The 19250-nt window shown below is 71.0% G+C and carries 19 protein-coding genes; 10 read left to right on the forward strand and 9 right to left on the reverse strand.

Going from position 1 to position 19250, the window contains the following annotated elements; all coding sequences use genetic code 11:
- Positions 1 to 13: 13 nt before the first annotated feature.
- Positions 14 to 106: a hypothetical protein gene (locus tag DW296_RS16745; RefSeq protein ID WP_446724144.1), complete on the forward strand. Its 93-nt coding sequence runs from the start codon at positions 14 to 16 to the stop codon at positions 104 to 106.
- 335 nt (positions 107 to 441) lie between these two features.
- Here DW296_RS16745 and DW296_RS11865 read toward each other — a convergent pair whose 3' ends face one another.
- The 4 genes from DW296_RS11865 to DW296_RS11880 form a co-directional block, all read right to left on the reverse strand.
- Entirely contained in the window at positions 442 to 1461 is a 1020-nt protein-coding gene (locus DW296_RS11865) for an amidohydrolase (protein ID WP_136052399.1), read from the reverse strand.
- Positions 1461 to 2312 (reverse strand): tryptophan 2,3-dioxygenase, encoded by an 852-nt coding sequence (locus tag DW296_RS11870; protein ID WP_136052400.1) that lies wholly within the window; start codon positions 2310 to 2312, stop codon positions 1461 to 1463. Before DW296_RS11870 ends, DW296_RS11865 begins: the two co-directional genes overlap by 1 nt.
- Before the next feature lie 170 nt (positions 2313 to 2482).
- Positions 2483 to 3535, reverse strand: a complete 1053-nt coding sequence (locus DW296_RS11875) for an alpha/beta hydrolase (protein ID WP_205807972.1) — start codon at positions 3533 to 3535, stop codon at positions 2483 to 2485.
- Positions 3536 to 3586: 51 nt separating this feature from the next.
- Positions 3587 to 4111, reverse strand: a complete 525-nt coding sequence (locus DW296_RS11880; protein ID WP_136052401.1) for a TetR/AcrR family transcriptional regulator — start codon at positions 4109 to 4111, stop codon at positions 3587 to 3589.
- A gap of 78 nt (positions 4112 to 4189) precedes the next feature.
- On the opposite strand from DW296_RS11880, the gene DW296_RS11885 reads away from it, so the two are divergent.
- Positions 4190 to 4900 (forward strand): MBL fold metallo-hydrolase, encoded by a 711-nt coding sequence (locus tag DW296_RS11885; protein WP_136052402.1) that lies wholly within the window; start codon positions 4190 to 4192, stop codon positions 4898 to 4900.
- A gap of 244 nt (positions 4901 to 5144) precedes the next feature.
- On the opposite strand, the gene DW296_RS11890 is transcribed toward DW296_RS11885, so the two are convergent.
- From DW296_RS11890 to DW296_RS11900, 3 genes are all read right to left on the reverse strand, one after another.
- Positions 5145 to 5672, reverse strand: a complete 528-nt coding sequence (locus DW296_RS11890; RefSeq protein ID WP_136052414.1) for a cysteine hydrolase — start codon at positions 5670 to 5672, stop codon at positions 5145 to 5147.
- A 107-nt stretch (positions 5673 to 5779) separates the two neighbouring features.
- Positions 5780 to 7219 (reverse strand): purine-cytosine permease family protein, encoded by a 1440-nt coding sequence (locus DW296_RS11895; RefSeq protein WP_136052403.1) that lies wholly within the window; start codon positions 7217 to 7219, stop codon positions 5780 to 5782.
- 44 nt (positions 7220 to 7263) lie between these two features.
- Positions 7264 to 8547 carry a M18 family aminopeptidase gene (locus DW296_RS11900; protein WP_136052404.1) on the reverse strand — a complete coding sequence of 428 codons (1284 nt, stop codon included), beginning with the start codon at positions 8545 to 8547 and terminating at the stop codon, positions 7264 to 7266.
- 227 nt (positions 8548 to 8774) lie between these two features.
- Between DW296_RS11900 and DW296_RS11905 the strand changes: the two genes are divergently transcribed.
- Entirely contained in the window at positions 8775 to 9638 is an 864-nt protein-coding gene (locus DW296_RS11905) for an EamA family transporter (RefSeq protein WP_136052405.1), read from the forward strand.
- Between the two features lie 9 nt (positions 9639 to 9647).
- On the opposite strand, the gene DW296_RS11910 is transcribed toward DW296_RS11905, so the two are convergent.
- Entirely contained in the window at positions 9648 to 10301 is a 654-nt protein-coding gene (locus DW296_RS11910) for a response regulator (protein WP_231729504.1), read from the reverse strand.
- 298 nt (positions 10302 to 10599) lie between these two features.
- Here DW296_RS11910 and DW296_RS11915 point away from each other — a divergent pair, with 298 nt between their 5' ends.
- Entirely contained in the window at positions 10600 to 11670 is a 1071-nt protein-coding gene (locus tag DW296_RS11915; RefSeq protein ID WP_240743077.1) for a sensor histidine kinase, read from the forward strand.
- A gap of 215 nt (positions 11671 to 11885) precedes the next feature.
- Here DW296_RS11915 and DW296_RS11920 read toward each other — a convergent pair whose 3' ends face one another.
- Positions 11886 to 12629, reverse strand: a complete 744-nt coding sequence (locus DW296_RS11920; RefSeq protein ID WP_240743078.1) for a GntR family transcriptional regulator — start codon at positions 12627 to 12629, stop codon at positions 11886 to 11888.
- 170 nt (positions 12630 to 12799) lie between these two features.
- On the opposite strand from DW296_RS11920, the gene phnD reads away from it, so the two are divergent.
- The 6 genes from phnD to DW296_RS11950 form a co-directional block, all read left to right on the forward strand.
- Entirely contained in the window at positions 12800 to 13723 is a 924-nt protein-coding gene (phnD, locus tag DW296_RS11925; protein WP_136052407.1) for a phosphate/phosphite/phosphonate ABC transporter substrate-binding protein, read from the forward strand.
- 28 nt (positions 13724 to 13751) lie between these two features.
- Positions 13752 to 14579 carry a phosphonate ABC transporter ATP-binding protein gene (gene phnC / locus DW296_RS11930; RefSeq protein ID WP_136052408.1) on the forward strand — a complete coding sequence of 276 codons (828 nt, stop codon included), beginning with the start codon at positions 13752 to 13754 and terminating at the stop codon, positions 14577 to 14579.
- Positions 14576 to 16348: a phosphonate ABC transporter, permease protein PhnE gene (phnE, locus tag DW296_RS11935; protein ID WP_136052409.1), complete on the forward strand. Its 1773-nt coding sequence runs from the start codon at positions 14576 to 14578 to the stop codon at positions 16346 to 16348. The genes phnC and phnE overlap by 4 nt, the downstream gene beginning before the upstream one ends.
- Positions 16345 to 17484, forward strand: coding sequence for a TIGR03364 family FAD-dependent oxidoreductase (locus DW296_RS11940; RefSeq protein ID WP_136052410.1), 1140 nt, complete (start codon positions 16345 to 16347; stop codon positions 17482 to 17484). The genes phnE and DW296_RS11940 overlap by 4 nt, the downstream gene beginning before the upstream one ends.
- Complete coding sequence (locus tag DW296_RS11945) at positions 17481 to 18188, forward strand: HAD family hydrolase (RefSeq protein ID WP_136052411.1); 708 nt, start codon at positions 17481 to 17483, stop codon at positions 18186 to 18188. The genes DW296_RS11940 and DW296_RS11945 overlap by 4 nt, the downstream gene beginning before the upstream one ends.
- 10 nt (positions 18189 to 18198) lie before the next feature.
- Positions 18199 to 19250 (forward strand): alcohol dehydrogenase catalytic domain-containing protein (locus DW296_RS11950; protein ID WP_136052412.1); only part of this gene is annotated, 1052 nt, incomplete at its 3' end.

Genomic DNA, 19250 nt, shown 5'->3' on the forward strand with positions numbered 1-19250 from the left:
CCTCACCGATCAGATGCTCGCGGCCGCCGCCGAGCTGAAGTTCGAGCTCGCCGGACGCCTGCGCGACGCCCTCGATCCCACTTCGGCTGCAGGAGGCCGCGCATGAGCTTGTACAGGAGGACGCTCGTGGAGTCGGACACGACCGTCTGCCCCGCGCCCGCGCCGAGGGCGACGGCGCCGATGCGGTCGCCGAGCTCCATCGGCAGGGCCATCCACTGCTCGTCCCAGGAGCGGATGAGGCGGGTGCCCCAGTCCTCGCGCACGAACGCGGCGAGCTTCTCCGGCACGTCGCGCAGCGGGCGGCCGAGCGAGTTGCCGTCCAGGTAGGCGGTGACGCCCGGGGCCTCGACGAACGCGTCGAGGTGCGCGGCGAGCGGGTCGGCGGCGTCCAGAGCGCGGGCGGCGTCGAGGAGGGCGGTGTCGGCGGAGCGGTCGGTCATGTCACACCTTCAGGTCGGCGGGGGTGAGGGGGCGGGCGGCCAGGGGATCGGCGGATCCCGGTGGCAGCAGGAGGAGGAGAGAGCGGGGATCGAGCGGGTCGACCGGCGCGAGGGCGCGGAGGAGGGCGTCGTCGTCGAGGCCGGCGGTGCGGAGGGCGATGACCTCGGCCGGGTTCAGGTCGACGGGGGTCGGGCCGTTGCCCATGTCGGTGCCGTAGCGGACGGTGCCGCCGGCGGCGTGGAACCGCGCGACGTTGTCGATCGCGATGGCCCTCGCGGCGGGGTCGTGGATGGCGAGGGTGCTGATCCAGGCGGCCCAGACGGCCTGCTCCGCGATCTCCTCGTCGTCCAGATGTTCGGTGAACGGGGCGTGCGCGAGCTGCGTCGCACCGAGGCGGACGACGCGCTGCGCCTCGCCGAGGCCCTCCGCGTGGGCGACGACGGGGAGGCCGTGCGCAGTGGCGAGCTCCACGATCGCGCGGAAGAGGGCGTCGGAGAAGACCGGGCCGGCGGTGCTGTTGCTCGCGACCTTGATGCCGGAGGCTCCGGCCGCCGCCATCTCCGCGACCGCGGACGCCGCCGCCGCAGGGCCGGCGATCTCCCGGACGGAACCCGCAGGCGCCCAGGCGCGGTCCGAGGGGTATCCGCCGGGAGGCGTGAGGAACGCGCCGGCGAAGTCGACGGTTCGCAACTCAGGAGAATCCGGCCCCGCCGCACCCGGAACCGCCTCGGAAGCGCCTCTGCCGGTCGAAACTCCGGAGTTGTGAACGGCGATCCACGCCAGGGCGGACGGATCGCCGCCGAGGTCGACCACCCGTCCGAGGCGTGACGAGGAGAGGAGCGTGTGGTCGACGAGTTGCAGATGCGCATGGTGGTCCGTGAATCCGCCGACGATGCGTCCGACCAGAGCCGGGGCGCCGGGGGCGGGCGCTTCATCGCGGAGCTGGGGGCGCCCGTCCGCGCCGAGCCCGACGACGCCATCGCGCCAGCGCTCGCCGTCGAAGAACGTCGCCGCGAGCATCAGGAGCCGATCTCGGTGCGGACGGTGTAGAGCTCCGGGAAGAACGTGAGGTCGAGGGCGCGCTGCAGGAAGCCGACGCCGCTCGATCCACCGGTCCCGACCTTCATCCCGATGGTCCGGGACACGGTCTTGAGGTGACGGAAGCGCCAGAACTGGAAGTTGTCCTCGAGGTCGACGAGGTCTTCGCAGGCCTCGTAGAGGTCCCAGTGGGTGCGCGGGTCCTGGTAGATCGCGCGGATGGCGGGCACGAGGGCCGGGGTCTCGCGGTACGGCTCCCGCACGTCCCTGTCGAGGATCTCGCGCGGGACGGGGAGGCCGCGGCGCGAGGCGTAGCGGAGGAACTCGTCGTACAGCGTGGGCTTCTCCCACTCGGCGGTGAGGAGCGCGAGGTTCGCGGGGTGGTCGCGGAAGACGCTCAGCATCTTCTCGTTCTTGTTGCCCAGCGCGAACTCGACGGCGCGGTACTGCACCGACTGGAAGCCGGACGAGTTGCCGAGGGCGCCACGGAACTGGGCGTACTCCGTGGGGGTCAGCGTCGCCAGGACCGACCACTGCTGCGTCATCACGTCCTGGATGCGCTTGACCCTGGCGATGCGCTTGAGGGCGTCACGCAGGTCGTCGGCCGCGAGCAGCTCCCGCGCCGAGCTGAGCTCATGCAGCAGCTGCTTCAGCCAGAGCTCCGTCGTCTGATGCTGGATGATGAACAGCATCTCGTCGTGGTGCTGCGGGTCGCTCACCGGGTGCTGTGCCGTGAGGAGCTGGTCGAGCGCGAGGTACGAGCCGTAGGTCACGCGGCCGGAGAGGTCCGTGACGATCCCGGACTCGAGTGCGCGTTCGTTCTCGGTGTGCATCCCGCGAACATATCACTTCCGTGTCGGTCGTCACAGACGTGTTATGTCTAGATCCCGTCCCATCTGCACGATCCGGAGACGGTGGCACGAGTACCTCCCGGATTCGGTCGTGCACCCGTGCCGGGGTCGTGCATCCGTGTCGGAGCCGGGGCCGGACGACAGGGGCCGGTTCAGCGGGTGTGCGCGTCGAGGAAGGCGATGGTGTCCGCGAGCGCCTTCCGAGCCTCGGGCAGATCGAGGTGGAACTGGTACTCGTGCGGGAGGGCGGGCTCGTGCGGCGCCGGCCAGAACGCCGGAGTCACCTCGACGCCGAGCTCCTGCAGCCGTTTCGCCATCGGGATCGACTGCAGCCAGGTGAGCCCGTCGCCGTTCCCGCCCGAGATGTAGGTCGCGGGGAAGTCGGCGGTGACCCAGTCCACGGTCGACATCGTGGCCCCGGTCGAGTCCTCCGCCCAGGTCTTCGTCCCGGAGTAGGCCCACATCGCCGATTTGAAGCCCCACCCCGGGACCCCGTCGAGCTCGGCCAGCGCGGCGAGGTCGTAGACGCCGCAGTTCAGCACGGTCGCGACGAGCTGGTCGGCGCGGATCGACGGGCGGATGCCGAGGATCTCGGCGTAGTCCGGATTCGTGATGAGCGTCGCCATCTGGCTGGCGAGCTGGGCCCCGGCGGAGTCTCCCGCCAGCACGATGCGGCGCGGATCGACGCCCAACTCCGCCGCGTGCGCGTCGATGTAGGCGAGGGCCTCATCGAGCTGGTGGACGGCGAGCGGATACACGCCCTCGGGTCCGCGGGTGTAGTTCACGCCGATGGTCGTGTAGCCCTCCGCGGCGAGGATGCGGAGATAGGGGTCGACGTCCTCCTTCGAGCCCGAGATCCAGGCGCCTCCGTGGATCCACACCACGGTCGGCAGCGCGCCGTCGGCGGAGGCGGGGCGGAAGACGTCCATCGTCGTGTCCGCGCCGGCATCCCCGTAGGCGACGTCCTTCCGCTCGTCGAGCGCAGTGTCCGGGACATGCTTCGTCATCTCCGCCGCGGTCTCGTCGCCGCCCTTCGTGAACACGGAGCGGATGACCATCGCCGAGGGCCACGGGGTGAGCGCGCCGACGATCGCGACGACGGCGGCGACTGCGGCGAGGACGCCCACGGCGATCTTCGTGCGACGCCAGGGCGTCCGGCCGGTCTTCGCGGCCACGGTTCCGGCGGTGCTGCGGGAGTCTTCCACGGCCTCAGTGTGCCAGCATCCGCCGTCGTGGACCGGGAATGACGGGCGTCCTCACCCGGCGAGGCTCGCGAGGAGACGCCGGAGGCCGTATTCGAAGGCGCGGTCGACGTCACCGCCGAGTCGGAACGCCCCGGACAGCTCCATCTGCAGGAATCCGGTGGCCCAGGCGGTGAAGAGACGCGCGGCGTCGAGAGCGTCCGCCTCGCCGACCGCGGTGGCGCAGGCGCGGATGACGGGGGCGGCGGAGCGTTCCAGGGTGTCGCGGGGGACCGCGGCGTTGAACATGAGGCGGAAGCCCTCCGGGTGCGCGTGAGCGAAGGCGCGATAGGTCCGGGCGAGGGTGGAGAGGTCGTCGTCGGCCGCCTCGAGCCGGGTCGCGAGGGCCTCGACGGATGCCGTGGCGACCGCGACACGCAAGGCCTCACGATCGCGCACGCGCTTGTAGAGGGAGGGGGCGCGCACGCCCACGCGCTCCGCGACCGCCTGCATCGTGAGTCCCGCAGGGCCGTCGGCCTCGATGATCTCCTGGCCGGCCGCGACGATGGCATCGATCGACGTGCGTTCGGGGGTGGGCATGGATCCTCCTCGATGGCTATTGACAGTAGCCATGATAGCTACGTAACGTATCCATCGCAATCGCCCGAGAGGATCATCATGAAGCTCGCTCCCCACCTCCACCGCCTCGGCAACGACATCGTCGCCTCGTACCTCATCGACCTGCCCGAGGGCATCACCCTCGTCGACGCCGGGTTGCCCGGGCACTGGCATGACCTTCAGCGAGAGCTCGCCGTGATCGGCCGACCGCTGTCCGACATCCGCGGACTCGTGCTGACCCACGGCGACAGCGACCACATCGGATTCGCGGAAAGACTGCGCCGTGAGTCCGGCGTTCCGGTGTTCATCCACGGCGCCGACGCACACCGCGTGCGTACCGGGGAGAAGCCGAAGACCCCGATGGGTCCTTCCCGGATCGGTCCGATGTTCGGGTTCCTCGCCTACGGCCTCCGCAAGAGTGCGCTCCGCACGCGCCACGTCACCGAGGTGTCCGAGGTCGCGGACGGTGACGTGCTCGACCTCCCCGGGGCGCCGGTCGTCGTGGGTCTTCCGGGGCACTCGCCGGGGAGCATCGCGGTGCACGTCCCGGCGGTCGGCGCGGTGTTCGTCGGCGACGCCCTGACCACGCGGCATGTGCTCACGGGGGAGGAGGGCGCGCAACCCGCCCCGTTCACCGACGAGCCCACGGAAGCCCTGGCCTCGCTCGACCGCCTCGCGGCGCTCGACGCCGAGTGGGTCCTTCCCGGGCATGGTGCTCCGTGGCGCGGAACGCCCGCCGACATCGCCGCCGCGGTCCGCGCCCACGCCTGACGCTCGCCCCTGTCGGGTTCAAAAACGCTCCTCCCCGCGCCTGCCGAGGTGCGTTTCGCGTCCCGCGACGAAGGCTCCGTGCGGGATCGAAACCGTGCCCGGTGGACCCTCGCGAGGGGCGGAACCCGTCCCGCTGGGAGGGCTCGCCGGCGTGCGGGATGGAAAAGGGGCGGGAAACGGTGTGCGGAGGTGCGATTTCCGTCCGCACGGGTGCGGGGCGCGGGGCGCAGGGGGGTCAGGGGGGTCAGGGGGAGAGGAGGGTGGCGGTGTCGGTCATGGTGATCTGCGGGGGATACAGCGACATGATCTGCACGGCGGCGGCGTGGTTCTCGGCCGTGGAGCCGGCGCAGGCGTCGGCGGCGAGCGTCACCCGTGCCCCGGCGTCCGCGGCGGCGAGAGCGGTGGACACGACGCAGCAGTCGGTCGACACCCCGGCCAGCACGATCCGACCACCGCGCCCCACGATGGCCTCCAGCTCCTGGCCCCATTTGCCGAACGTCGGGAGGTCGACGGTGGGATGAGGCGACAGGCCTTCCGCCTCGGGGACCAGCGCGTACAACGGGTCGTCGGCGGGCCGGTCGGCGAACGGCCACGCGGCGAAGTACTCGCCCCAGGAGGTCGAGCGGTCAGCTGTCGGAAGCCAGCGGGTCACGAGCACGCGCTCGCCGAAGGCGTCCGCGAGACGCCGGATGTTCGTCATCGCGTCGGCGAAGAAGGGCGAGCCCCAGGCGGAGTCGGGCGACGCGAAGATCACCTGCGGATCGACCACCACGAGCCAGCTCTCGGCCCCGGATCCTGTCGCCTCCTCGGCCCCGCGGCCTGCCGCCCCCTGGGTCCCTGAGCCTGCCGCCCCCTGGGTCCCTGAGCCTGTCGAAGGGCTCACGACTCCTGCCGCCGGATCTTCCCCGCCCGCGCGAACCAGGTCACGAGGAACGAGAGCACGAGGGCCACGAACACCCCGAGGTTCGCGTACGCCCAGTCCCCGTCCGTCCCGCCGACGAGGAACAGGAGGTAGCCCTGCCAGTTGTTCCACGGCGCGGCGTCCGCGAAGCCGTTGAGGACGAGGCCCCACCCGATCACGCTCGTGACGACCATGGTGCCGATCGCGGTCCAGTCCCAGGCGCCGTAGCGCCCGCGGCTGTCGAACAGGGCCGCCTCGTCGTAGTCCTTCCGCCGCCGCAGGATGTCGGCGATGAGGATGCCGGCCCAGGAGGCCAGCGGCACGCCGAGGGTGATGAGGAAGCTCTGGAACGGGCCGAGGAAGTCGGTCGCGAAGAAGACCACGAAGATGGTGCCCGCGGTGAGGATCGCGCCGTCGATCGCCGCCGCCGACGGCCGCGGGATGCGGATGCCGAGGCTGAGCAGGGTCAGGCCCGAGGAGTAGATGCCGAGCACTGCGCCGGAGACGAGCGCGAGCACGGCCGTGAACAGGAACGGCACGAGCACCCACACGGGCAGGATGCTCGCCAGCGCGCCGATCGGATCGGCGGCGATCGCGACCATGAGCTCCTCGTCCGATCCCGCGAGCAGCAGACCGAAGACGACGAGGATGACCGGTGCCACCGAGCCGCCGATGGTGTTCCAGGCGACGATCGCCCCGTCGGACGCGGTGCGCTTCTGGTAGCGCGACCAGTCCGCGGCGATGTTGATCCACCCCAGCCCGAATCCGGTCATCACCATCACGAGCGCGCCGACGACCTGGCCGATGCCCCCGTCAGGACGGGCCAGCACCGCGGCGAGGTCGATGGTCGGCGCGGCGAGGATGATGTAGACGATCGTCACGACGCCGGTGATCCACGTCAGCACCGACTGCAGCCGCATGATCGTGTGGTACCCGAGCACGGAGGCGGCGACGATCAGCGCGGCGACGATCACGGTCGCGAGGATCTTCAGCCACAGACTGTCGCCGTCGCCGCCGAGCTGCGTGATGACGGTCGCCGTCGCGAGCACGGCCATGATCGCGAGGAACGTCTCCCACCCGATCGACGTGAGCCAGGACACGATCCCTGGCACCTTCTGCCCCTGCACGCCGAACGCGGCCCGGGAGAGCACCATCGTCGGCGCCGACCCGCGCTTGCCCGCGATCGCGATGAGTCCGCACAGCAGGAACGACACGACGATGCCGATGACCGAGACGACCGTCGCCTGCCAGAAGGAGATGCCGAAGCCGAGCACGAACGAGCCGTACGACATCCCGAACACCGACACGTTCGCCGCGAACCACGGCCAGAACAGGTCGCGGGGCTGGGCGGTCCGCTCGGACTCGGGGATGATCTCGATGCCTGCACGCTCGATGAGAGCCGGCCTGATGTCGGTCATCCTCACATCCTGGCACTCCGGGGGCACACTCCGCGCGGCCCGATTCAGCCGGCGAAGAAGGCCCCGGCCACGCGGGTCAGGTCGTGCAGGTCCGAGACGCCGGCGAGCTCGCGGGCGGAGTGCATCGAGAGGATCGGGATGCCCACGTCGACCGTCCGGATGCCGAGCCGGGTCGCGGTGATCGGGCCGATCGTCGAGCCGCACGGCACGCTGTTGTTCGAGACGAACTCCTGCGTCACCACCTCGGCCCGATCGCACCAGTTCCGCCAGGACGCGGCGCCGACCGCATCGGTCGCATAGCGCTGGTTGGCGTTGAGCTTGAGGATGGGTCCGGAGCCGAGCACGGGCTGCACGACGGGGTCGTGCCGGCCGATGTAGTTCGGGTGCACGGAGTGCCCCACGTCGCTGGACAGGCACCACGACGACGCGTACGCCTGGCGGCGGGCGGAGCCGTCGGCGCCGAGCCCCGCATAGAGCCGCTCCAGCACATCCTCGAGGAAGGGGCCTGCGGCGCCGGAGCGCGACTCGGAGCCGAGCTCTTCGTGATCGAACGCGGCGAGGATCGCGACGGGCGCGCCCGCGGCGGGTTCGTGTGCGGCAAGGGCTACGACGCCCGCGTGCACCGAGGCGAGGTCGTCGAGCCGGCCGGAGGCGAAGAACGCGTCGTCCTTGCCGAACACGGCACCCCGCGCCGCGTCGGCGACGACGACGTCGTAGCCGCGGATCTCCGCCGCGGTCACTCCGGCGGAATCGGCGAGCTCGGCCAGCACATCGGCCTCGGTCGGATCTCCCAGGCCCCACACCGGCTGCGTCTCGGTCTGCTTGTCGAGGGCGAGGCCGTTGTTGACGCCGCGATCGAGGTGGATGGCGAGCTGGGGGAGGCGCAGCAGCGGGCCGGTGTCCGCGAGGACGACCCGGCCGTCGGCGAGGGCCAGCCGGCCGGCGAGGCGCAGCTCCCGGTCGAGCCACGAGTTCAGCAGCGGACCGCCGTACACCTCGACGGCGGCCTGCAGCCAGCCGCGGGCTCCGGTGGTCGGCTGCGGCTTGAGCTTGAAGCCGGGGGAGTCGGTGTGCGCCCCGAACACGTGCACCGGCGTCGTGGAGGTCGCATCCTCCGGCACCACCCACGCGATCGTCGCGCCGTCGCGGACCACGAGGTATCGGCCGCCGAGCTGCGCGGGCCAGGCGTCCTCTTCCTGCAGCCGCGTGAAGCCGGCCTCCTCCAGGCGGCGGGCCGTCTCGGCGGCAGCGTGGTAGCTCGACGGGGAAGCGGCGACGAAGTCGGCGAGGTCCTCGGCGTGGGTGAGGGCGTCCGGGGTGACGGGCATGGCATGACCTTCCTGCGCGGGGTGTCCTTCGAGCGTAGTCGCGCCCGGTCACCGCGCCCTTCCCGGTCGGGGATAGGGTGGTGGCGATAGCGCCTAGGGTTCCGGGGTCTGCACCCGTCTGGTCCGAGCGGCGCCACGGTCCTCCTCCGCAGGGGGACCGTCATCTGACAGGACAAAAGCCCGGAGGACCCGATTCGTCGCGCCCGCGGCGGAGGGAAGGGTCTGCCGTGTCCGCTGTCGCTCTCGTCCTCGTCCTCGCCGCCGCGATCGCCCACGCGTCCTGGAACGTCATCGCGCACGGCATCAGCCGCGCCGGCTCGCCGTTCCTGTGGTGGGGTGCGGTCGCCGGCACGGTCGTCTGGATCGGCGCCGTGCCGTTCACGGGCGGACTCGGCGCGGCCGACCTCGGCTCGTTCGCGCTCGGGGTCTCCGTCTCCGCGGTCCTGCACGTCGCCTACATGGCCGTGCTGCAGCGCGGCTATCGGGAGGGCAGTCTGTCCACCGTCTACGCGACGGCGCGCGGCACCGGGCCGTTCCTCTCCGTGATCGTCGCCGTGCTCCTGCTCGGCGAACGCCCCTCGGCCCTGGCGCTCGTCGGCGTCGCGGCGGTGATCGCCGGGGTCGTCGCGATCGGGTTCGTCGACCGGCGCCCGGCGGGCAGCGGGCGCCGTGTCGATCCCGGGCTGTTGTTCGGCGCCCTCACCGGCGTGGCGATCGCGGTGTACACGATCTGGGACGCCCACGCAGTTCGGGAATGGGAGTTGTCCCCGGTGGCGTTCATGGTCGGGACGACGCTGCTGCAGGTGCCGTTCTACTCCGTGGCGGTGCGCGGACGATGGGGTGCGGTCGTGGCGCTGGGGCGCACGCAGTGGCGCCGCATCCTGGCCTTCGGCATCCTGTCGCCGCTGTCCTACATCCTCGTGCTGACCGCCATCCAGATCGCTCCGGTGGCGCTCGTGGCGCCGCTGCGGGAGGTCAGCGTCGTGCTCGTGAGCCTGTTCGGCGCCTTCGTCCTGCGCGAGTCCCGGCCCGGCTGGCGGATCGGCGCCTCGCTGGTCGTCCTCACCGGGATCGTGCTGCTCGCGCTCTGAGGCCGCGGCTCAGCGGAAGGTGACGAGTCCGGCGTGGGCGGCCGTGACGAGGATCTGCACGCGGTCGCGCAGGTGCCACTTCGACATCATGCGACCGAGGTGGGCCTTCACGGTTCCCTCCGAGACGATGAGCGCCTTCGCGATCTCGGCATTGGACATGCCCTTCGCGAGGCACTGCAGCACCTCCTCCTCGCGCTCGGTGAGCGGTTCGAGGGTCTCCGCCGCCGCGGTGGGAGTGGAGTCGCGCACATGGCGGATGAGCATCGACGCGATGCGGGGCGACAGCGAGCTCGCTCCCGCGAACACCTCGCGCACGCCCGTGACGATCTCCTCCGCGCTGGAGTCCTTGAGCAGGTAGCCGGAGGCGCCGGCGCTCAGCATGGGCAGCACCGTGTCGCTGCCGTCGAGTGTGGTGACGGCGAGGATGCGCACGTCGGGCCACCGTTCGGCGATTGCCGCAGTCGCCTCGATGCCGTTCATCTCCGGCATCTGGACGTCCATCATCACAACGTCGGGCTTCTCGCGCTCGACCGTCGTGAGGGCCTCCACACCGTCCTCCGCCTGCGCCACGACCGTGATCTCGGGCGCGCGCGACACGAAGTGCGACAGCGCGGAGCGGACCAGAGGATCGTCATCGACGATCACCACGCGGATTTCCTGCATGGAGGAAGCCTAACGGCGTGAAGCGGGCGCTCTGAGGATGTAGACCTTTGGCTATCGAGGTCTGGACGAACGCCAGATGTGCGCTCCGCGCGCCGCCGAGAAGATGAATACAGACATCGACAAACGGCACTAGAACGGAGGTGAATGTAATGACTTTCTGGCAGCAGGTTGGCAAGCTTTTCGGTTTCACTCGCTAGGATAGCTGGCGAATAGGAGACAGTGCACCATGGCCTTAGACCAGTCAAAACGGGCGGTGCCTGACATTTTCCGACTCGCACGCGGCGAACGCCTCACACGCGTGGAGAGCATCGTCATCCTCGCGATCATCAGCGTGATGGTCGCGATCGACGTCTTCACTCTTTTCACGGATCCCACCGTGAATCCCCTCGCCTCCGCGGTGAGCATCGCCTCGACTCTGGCTACCGCTCTGTTTCTCTGGTCGCCTCTGATCGCCACGTGCGCGATCGGTGTCGTCCTGGTGGCCTCCTTCTTCACGGGGACCGAATCGCAGGTCCTCATCACCGCCGCCCTGGCGTCTGCGCTGGTCATGCGCCTGGGGTGGACCCCTCTTGTCCTCTCTTACACCGGAGTCTTCCTCGTCGCTGCGTCGGTCATGGCGTACGGAGACTCCGACGTCCCGGTCAATGTCGGCATCTATCTGATCGCGGCCACGGTCGCCGGGGCCATCGGCCTCGGACTCCGGCTGGCCTTCGACCGGGGGCGTCGCCTCGAGCACGAGCTGGAGGCTGCGGCCGAACAGGAACGCGAAGCCGTCCTCGCCGAGCGACGATGGATCGCCGGCGAGCTGCACGACAGCATCGCCCACCACCTCACCGTGGTGTCGCTGCACGTGCAGATGCTCGAAGACCCCGACGCCAGCGATGGCTCCCGGGAGGCGATCCGTGTCGCCGCCCGGAAGGCCATGACCGACCTCCGCTTCGTGATCGATCTCGCCGACGACGGCCCGCGAGCCGCGGGCATGCCGACCGGCGATCTCGTCGCCGCGGTCGAGGAGGCGCAGGCCGAGTTCGAAGCAGCAGGGCACGACGTCATCCTCGACGGCGACCCCGGCGACGAACGGATCCCTCGTGCCGTCGAGATCGTGCTCGCGCGGATCGTGCGCGAGTCGGCCACGAACGTTCTGAAGTACGCCGGCCCCGGCCCCGTCGAGATCCGTCTCGCCGTGGACGACGACAAGGCCCACTTGTCGTTGCGCAGCCCGCTGCCCACGACGCCGCGTCGTGAGCTCTCCTCCAGTCGGACCGGACTCGGGCGGATGGCCGAACGCGTCATGGGTGCAAGTGGCGAGTTCAGCGCTGGTGAAGTGGACGGACACTGGCTCGTGTCCGCCGTGTTGCCGGTGGTGTGAGCGCCGCGTATCCTGAGACGAAGCCCGCGATTCCGGCCGCGAGGCCGTAGACGAAAGTCTACGATTGTCTCGACATTCGGCACTTCAGTGGCCTCGCGACGCCGACATATCCTGAAGGCTCCCCAGATAAAGCGTCCCCAGCGCTGCGATCGCGGGCGCGATCTTTCTGGCTTCTTAGACTCCCGCGCCCGCGGTCGCGAATCTGTCTCCGGGCCTCAGCCGCCCACCGCTCTCATGAAGTGCCCGTCCGTCGATATCCCGGACGCCGCCACCGTGAAGCGCACCACCTCGCTGAGGTAGCGATCCTCCGACGCCTCGAAGATGCGCCCCTCCGCGTCCCTCGACGTCCGCGTCAGCCGCAGGATGGGCGTGCCGCGGGGCACGTGCAGGAGCGCCGAGTCCTGATCATCGGCGGCCACCGCATCGATCACGTGCTGCAGGGTGACGATCGGGTGCCCGACCGACGCGAGGTGCTCGGTGATCGAGACCTCGTCCAGGTCGACGTCGAACAGCCGACGGCCGACGTTCTCCGTGTAGGCCAGTCGCTCCAGCATGGTCGGCCGCCCGTCCAGCAGGCGCAGCCGCACCACTCTCACGATCGTGTCGTCGGGTCCGACGCCCAGTGCCGGTCCGAGATCGCCCGCGCGGCGCAGACTCAGCTCCTGCGTCTGGGCGCCCGGCGTGACGCCGAGATCCCGCGCCCAGCGAGTGAACGGGACCGAGACGTCGACCGCCTGATTCGCCTTGCGCGCCACCACGCGGGCGGGGCGCCCCCGGCCGGTCTCGATCAAACCCTCGGCACGGAGCGTGGCCAGGGCGTTGCGGATCGGTCCGCGCGACGTGTGCCACCGCTCCGCGAGCTCCGCCTCCGTGGGGACATCGTCCCCGGGCCGGAGCGTGCCGTCGACGATCCGCGCGCGGAGGTCGTCGGCGATCTGGGTGTACACAGGTTCGGCCACATAGGTACATTACTTCGCCTGTCGCCTCCGGGGTCGGTGTGTTGTGGGGCCGTTCATCCAGAAGAATCGGGGGTGAACGCCGCCTGAACACTTCCGAGATAGGTATACATGTCGGCCTGACGGCTGGGAGAGTCGTCCCTGGATCACTCCTCCCACCCTGAAAGGTCCTCATGAAGCTCCGTGCTCTCCCCGCCCTCGCCGGCGCTGCGATCCTCGCGTTCGGCCTCGCCGCCTGCTCCGGATCGGCCGATGCCACCGACGCCCCCGGCGACGCGCAGTCCGCCGGCGGATTCGCCGTCGACGAGAACACCCTCGTTTTCGGCGTCGTCCCCGACTCGGTGGACACCGAGACGAACTACCAGCCGCTCATGGACTACATCGCCGAGGTCACCGGCAAGAGCGTCGAGTACCACGAGTCGACCGACTACGCCGCGCTCATCGAGGCCGCCGTCGCCGGCAAGGTCGACGTCGCCTCGTTCTCGGGATTCACCTACGTCACCGCGACCAACAACGGCGCGAAGCTCACCCCGATCTCCTCCATCGTGACCGAGGAGGGCCAGGAGCCCGGCTACTACTCGCAGGCGATCGTGCCGGCGGACAGCGACATCTCCAGCCTCGAGGACTTCGCGGGCAAGAAGGTCTGCTTCGTGGACCCCTCGTCCACCTCCGGCTACCTCTTCCCGTCGTACAACCTCCTCGAGGCGGGCGTCGACCCGAAGACCGACATCACGCCCGTGTTCGCGGGCAAGCACGACGTGAGCGTGCAGAAGGTCGGCGAGGGCGTCGAGTGCGAGGCCGGCTTCGCCGAGGACTCCGAGGTCGAGAAGTCGGACAAGGTGAAGGTCATCGCCGAGACCATGGTCCCGGGTGCTCCGCTCGTCTACTCGTCGTCGCTGCCGGACGACGTTGCGAAGCAGCTCGTCGACGCCCTCGGCGAGGTCACCGTCGACGACATCATCGCGGCGGGCATCGACAGCGCGGACTCCGACGCGTTCCGCAGCGTGTTCTTCGCCACCAAGCCGGTGGACGACGCGTACTACGACCTCATCCGCAACATCTGCGCCGAGACCGAAGCCGAGCAGTGCCAGGGCTGACGCCCCGCGCCTGACGACAGGAGAAGCCATGACCGCGGCATCCGACACCCTCATCCGCCTCGCCGGCGTCACGAAGACCTTCGGCAGCACCACCGCCCTCAAGGACGTCACGCTCGAGGTGGCCCAGGGAGAGATCGTCGTGCTGCTCGGGCTCTCCGGTTCCGGCAAGTCCACGCTGCTGCGGCATCTCGACGGCCTGGAGCTGCCCAGCTCCGGGTCCGTCGAGGTGCTCGGCGCGTCCGTTCCCTCGATGAAGGGCCGGGCGTTGCGACAGCTTCGCAGCAGCGTGGGCTTCATCTTCCAGCAGTTCGAGCTCGTACCCTCGCTGACCGTTCTGGAGAACGTGCTGACCGGGTCGCTCTCGCGGATGCGTGGGCCGCGGCTCGGGCTGTGGAGCTACCCCCGCGCTGCAAAGCTGACCGCGCTGGAGCACCTCGACCGTGTCGGCCTCCTCGACCGCGCCTACCAGCGCAGCGACACCCTGTCCGGTGGCCAGCAGCAGCGCGTGGCCATCGCCAGGGCCCTCATGCAGAAGCCGGCGATCCTCCTGGCCGACGAGCCTGTCGCCTCCCTCGACCCGGAGTCGAGCGAGCAGGTGATGGCCCTCATCCGCGAGATCGCCGCCGACGAAGGACTCACCGTCGTGTGCAGCCTGCACCAGGTCGACCTCGCGATCAGCTGGGCCGACCGGATCGTCGGGCTCCGGCACGGCGAAGTCGTCCTGGACACCCCGACGGACGGACTCACCAAAGCCGAGGTGATGGAGATCTACGGCCGCGTCGCGACGACCACGGCCGAGATCCGCGCCGTGCAGGTGGAGCTCGTCGACGCCGTGACCACGGTGGCGGCGTCATGACGGCGGTGGAGGCCTCGACACGGGGCGCTTCGACAGGCTCAGCGACCCGGGGAGGCGGCTCAGCGACCCAGGGGGGTGGAGGGAGCGTCGCGGAGCGGGCGCCGAAGCGACCGCTCTCGGCCGAGCGCATCGCCGCCGGGCTCACGCTCGTCGTCCTCGTCGTGCTCGGCATCCTGGCGGTGCGCGACGTGGGCATCTCGATCCCCGCGATGGTGCAGAGCTGGGGCAACGCGGAGAACTTCCTCGCCCGGGTCGGCGGGCTCTCCTTCCCGGCGCCGGCCGACCTCGCCTGGCTCGTCGCCCTGACCGTGGGCCTCGTGCTCGTCGGCACGTTGCTGGCGGCCGTGCTCTCCGTGCCCCTCGCCTACCTCGCCGCCGCCAACACCACCCCGGGTGCCGGGTGGCGCGCGGCCGCACGGTTCCTCGGCGTCCTCACCCGAGCCCTGCCGGACGTCGTGCTGGCCATGGCGTTCGTGCTCATGTTCTCGCTCGGCACGCTGCCGGGCATCCTCGCCATCGGCATCCACTCGATCGGCATGATCTCCAAGATGTTCGCGGATGCCATCGAGCAGATCGACGAAGGGCCGCGTCTCGCGATCCGCGCCGCCGGTGGCTCGAAGCTCCAGGAGTTCACCGCGGGCATCCTCCCGCAGGTGCTGCCGAGCTGGGTGGCCACCGTGCTTCACCGCAACGACATCAACCTGCGCGGGAGCGTCGTGCTCGGCTACGTGGGCGTCGCCGGCCTCGGGCTCGAGATGTCGTATGCGTTCAAGGCGCTGAACTACGGCAAGGGTCTCGGGATCGCGCTCGTCATCTTCGTGCTCTGCATCGTGATGGAGATCGTCTCGAGCACGGTGCGCGGCGCGATGCTCGGCGAGCAGAAGCACACCCGGTCGTGGATGGACCGCATCGTGCACCCGCGCTTGCCTCGGCGGTCGCAGGCGCCCGCCGAGGGCCGCCCGGCGTGGGCGGCGAGCCCGGAGACCGCGGTGCGTCGTCCGTGGACCGCCCAGCGGGTGCGCCACACCGCCGCCGGGATCGTCGCGGTCCTCGTCGTGGTCGGCAGCGTCGTCGTGAGCCAGATCACCTGGTCCGACCTGTTCACCTTCTGGGCGAAGCTGCCCGACGTCGCCGCCCGCTTCTGGCCGCCGTCGTTCGGCAGCTACGACACGGTCGCGATGCTGGAGGCCATGCGGGAGACCGTCGCCATCGCGCTCGCCGCCACCGTCCTCACCCTCCTGCCCTCGCTGCTGCTCGGCTCGTTCGCCGCGCGCAACGTGGCCCCGCACGCCGCAGGGCGCGGCACGGCCCGTCTGCTGCTCGTCGGCATCCGCGGCATCCCCGAGCTGATCCTCGCCATCGTCCTCGTCGTCATCACCGGTCTCGGCGCGCAGGCCGGCGTCATCGCGCTCGCGATCGGCGGGATCGGACTGCTCGGCAAGCTCATCGCCGACTCCTTCGAGGAGGTCGACCGCGGGCCCGAGCGTGCGCTGCGGGCGGTGGGCGCCACACGGATGCAGACGTACACGTCGGCCACGCTGACGCAGGGCACCCGCGCCCTCATCGGGCACAGCTTCTACATGCTCGACACCAACATCCGCGCGGCCACGATCCTCGGCATCGTCGGCGGCGGCGGTGTCGGCTACTACCTGCTGAACGCCAGCCAGGGTTCGCGCTACGAGACCGTGACCGCGATCGTCCTGATGATCCTCGTGACCGTGCTCGCGGTCGAGGGCCTCGCGATGTGGATGAGGAAGGTGTTCCGATGACCGGGGCGGAGCAGAATCCGGACGTCGTCGTGGTGGGGGCCGGTATCGTCGGTCTCGGCGCCGCCTTCGCCGCCGTGCGCCGGGGACTCCGGGTCGTGGTCGTCGAGCGCGGCGCGGCTCCGACCGGCGCCACGATCCGCAACTTCGGCCACCTCTGCATCGGCGCGCAGGGCGGAGAGGCGCGGCGGTACGCGGATGCCTCCCGTGAGCTCTGGCTGCAGCTCGCCAGGGACGCGGGGTTCTGGCTCCGCGAGTCGGGCACCCTCGTGGCCGCACGCCACGAGGACGAGCTCGCCGTGCTCTCCGCGGCGGCGCGGGACGGCGGCATCCGGATGCTGGAGGCCGATGAGCTCCTCCGCCGTGCCCCGCTGCGCCGGGACGGGCTCGTCGGCGGCGCCCTCATCGAGGCCGACCTGCAGACGGATCCGCGCACGGCGGCGACCGCGATCGTGCGCTCCCTGACCGCACGGGGCGTCGAGTTCCGCTTCCGCACCGCGGTGACGGCCCTCGGCCCCGACCGGGTGGAGACCACGCGCGGGGCGATCGACACCGGGGCGGTGGTCGTGGCCGTCAACCACGACATCGACCAGCTCCTGCCCGAGGTCGCGGAACGGCACGGCGTGGTGCGCTGTGCGCTGGACATGATGCGGGCGGCCGTCTCCTTCCCGCGACCGTTGACCGCGCCCCTGCTGACCGGCTGGTCCCTCATCCGGTACGGGCGGTTCGCCGACAGCCCCGAGGCCCGCACCCTCCGCGAGCGCCTGCACGCCGAGCGGCCCGACCTCGCCGCCCTCGACCTCAACCAGATGTACACGCAGCTGCCGGACGGCACGCTCATCCTCGGCGACTCGCATGCCACCGACGCCGCCCCCTCGCCGTTTCAGCCGGAGGCCGCCTTCGCCGCGTTCCTCGACGAGGCCGAGGCCCTGTTCGACGGGGCGGCGCCGCGGGTCATCGAGCGCTGGCAGGGCGTCTACGCGAAAGCGCCCGGCGAGTTCCTCGTCGACCGCGGAGACGACGGTGCCCTCGTGCTCGCCGCGACCACCGGCATCGGCATGACCTGCGGCCTCGGGCTCGCCGACCTGCACCTCACCGCCGCCCTCGGCGGCACCCCTGCTCTGGAAGGAACACCATGACCATTCCGATCGAACTCGTCGTCCTCGACATGGCCGGCACCACCGTCGTCGACGACGGCGTGGTGGAGCAGGCGTTCCAACGGGCCGCCGAGCGCACCGGCGTCGCCGCACGGCTGCCCTGGGAGGACGCCCTCGGCTACGTCCGGGAGACGATGGGGCAGTCCAAGTTCGACGTCTTCCTCCACCTCGCCGGCGGCGATGCGAGCGCGGCGCGGCAGGCCACCGCGGCGTTCGAGACCGCATACGCCGAGATCGTCGCCGAGAGCGGCGTCGCGGAGATCCCTGGAGCGGCGGACGCGATCCAGGGGCTGAAGGACGCGGGGCTGACCGTCGTCCTCACCACCGGATTCGCTCCGGTCACGCGACAGGCGCTCATCGACGGGCTCGGGTGGGGAGGACTCGTCGACCTCGCCCTGTCTCCGGTCGATGCCGGCCGCGGACGCCCCGCGCCGGACCTCGTCCTGACCGCCCTTCTGCGCACGGGAGCATCCGCGGTGCAGGCCGTCGCCGTCGTCGGCGACACCGTGAGCGACGTCGAGTCGGGCCGCCGTGCGGGTGCCGGCTTCGTCGCGGGCGTGCTCACCGGGGCGCACGACCGCGCGGCCCTGAGCGGAGCCGGGGCCCACGCCGTGCTCTCCGACGTCACGGCCCTGCGTGGGGCTCTGGCCCAGCGCGAACTCCTTCCTGTCGTCGCCTCCGTCTGAGGGTCGGGTCATGGGAACGCTGCTCATCCGCCCACCCGGTCACCGGAGGGACGTCGCGCTGCGCCCCGCCGCCACCGCGATGGTCTGGATCGGCGAAGGCCACCCGCACGAGACCATCGCCGTCCCCGGGGTCGCGCTCGGTGATCGGGACGTGCTCGTCGCCGTGGAGATGTCGACGATCTGCGGATCGGACGTGCACACCGTGCACGGGCGGCGGTCCGCGCCCGCACCCCTCGTGCTCGGGCACGAGAGCGTCGGACGGGTCATCGCGATGGGCGACGACGGGGCGGCGGCGGTGGACGGCACCCCGCTGCGCATCGGCGACCGCGTGGTGTGGTCGGTCACGGTGTCGTGCGGCACCTGCGACCGCTGTCGGAGGGGCCTCACGCAGAAGTGCCGCGACCTCGGCAAGTACGGTCATGACCGCGTCGGGGCGCACGGCGACCTGACCGGAGCCTTCGCCAGTCATGTGCAGCTGCGCGCCGGCACCGCGATCGCGCGCGTACCGGAGGCGCTGCCGGCCGCGGTGCTGGCTCCGGCCGGCTGCGCGACGGCGACGGCATGGGCCGCCGTGGCGAGGGCCGCCCGTGACATCGATCTCGACGGTGCCGCGGTGCGCATCCACGGTGCAGGACTGGTGGGGATCAGCGCCGCGGCGATCGCGGCCGAGCACGGCGCCGTCGTCGAGGTCTGGGACCCGGACGACGATCGCCGGGCCTTCGCCGCCCGCTTCGGAGCCACCGCGCTCGACCGTGACCCGGACGTGGTCATCGAAGCCTCCGGGCACGCCGTAGGGGAGGCGCTCGCGGGCGTCGCCGTCGGCGGCACGGTCGTCCTCGTCGGGAGCGTGTTCCCGGCGGCGCCCGTCCCGCTGGACGCGGAGGATCTCGTCCGCCGTGTCGTCACGGTCGCCGGCGTGCACAACTACGACGCCGACGACCTCGCGGCAGCGGTGTCGTTCCTCGCGGGGCGCGGGCGCGCCTCTCCGTTCGCCGAGGCCGTGGGCGCCGTGCGACCGCTGCTCGACATCGACGCCGCCCTCACGGACGCCGCCGCGCGCAG

The sequence above is a fragment of the Microbacterium sp. K36 genome (assembly GCF_004794355.1).
Classification (GTDB): Bacteria; Actinomycetota; Actinomycetes; order Actinomycetales; family Microbacteriaceae; genus Microbacterium; species Microbacterium paraoxydans_D.

Coding starts and splice junctions, on each gene's coding strand:
- DW296_RS11940 (WP_136052410.1), top strand. CDS start 16,345: ATGACCGGGGCGGAGCAGAATCCGGACGTCGTCGTGGTGGGGGCCGGT.
- phnD (WP_136052407.1), top strand. CDS start 12,800: ATGAAGCTCCGTGCTCTCCCCGCCCTCGCCGGCGCTGCGATCCTCGCG.
- DW296_RS11865 (WP_136052399.1), bottom strand. CDS start 1,461: ATGCTCGCGGCGACGTTCTTCGACGGCGAGCGCTGGCGCGATGGCGTC.
- DW296_RS16745 (WP_446724144.1), top strand. CDS start 14: ATGCTCGCGGCCGCCGCCGAGCTGAAGTTCGAGCTCGCCGGACGCCTG.
- DW296_RS11885 (WP_136052402.1), top strand. CDS start 4,190: ATGAAGCTCGCTCCCCACCTCCACCGCCTCGGCAACGACATCGTCGCC.
- DW296_RS11910 (WP_231729504.1), bottom strand. CDS start 10,301: ATGCAGGAAATCCGCGTGGTGATCGTCGATGACGATCCTCTGGTCCGC.
- DW296_RS11895 (WP_136052403.1), bottom strand. CDS start 7,219: ATGACCGACATCAGGCCGGCTCTCATCGAGCGTGCAGGCATCGAGATC.
- DW296_RS11880 (WP_136052401.1), bottom strand. CDS start 4,111: ATGCCCACCCCCGAACGCACGTCGATCGATGCCATCGTCGCGGCCGGC.
- phnC (WP_136052408.1), top strand. CDS start 13,752: ATGACCGCGGCATCCGACACCCTCATCCGCCTCGCCGGCGTCACGAAG.
- DW296_RS11870 (WP_136052400.1), bottom strand. CDS start 2,312: ATGCACACCGAGAACGAACGCGCACTCGAGTCCGGGATCGTCACGGAC.
- DW296_RS11900 (WP_136052404.1), bottom strand. CDS start 8,547: ATGCCCGTCACCCCGGACGCCCTCACCCACGCCGAGGACCTCGCCGAC.
- phnE (WP_136052409.1), top strand. CDS start 14,576: ATGACGGCGGTGGAGGCCTCGACACGGGGCGCTTCGACAGGCTCAGCG.
- DW296_RS11945 (WP_136052411.1), top strand. CDS start 17,481: ATGACCATTCCGATCGAACTCGTCGTCCTCGACATGGCCGGCACCACC.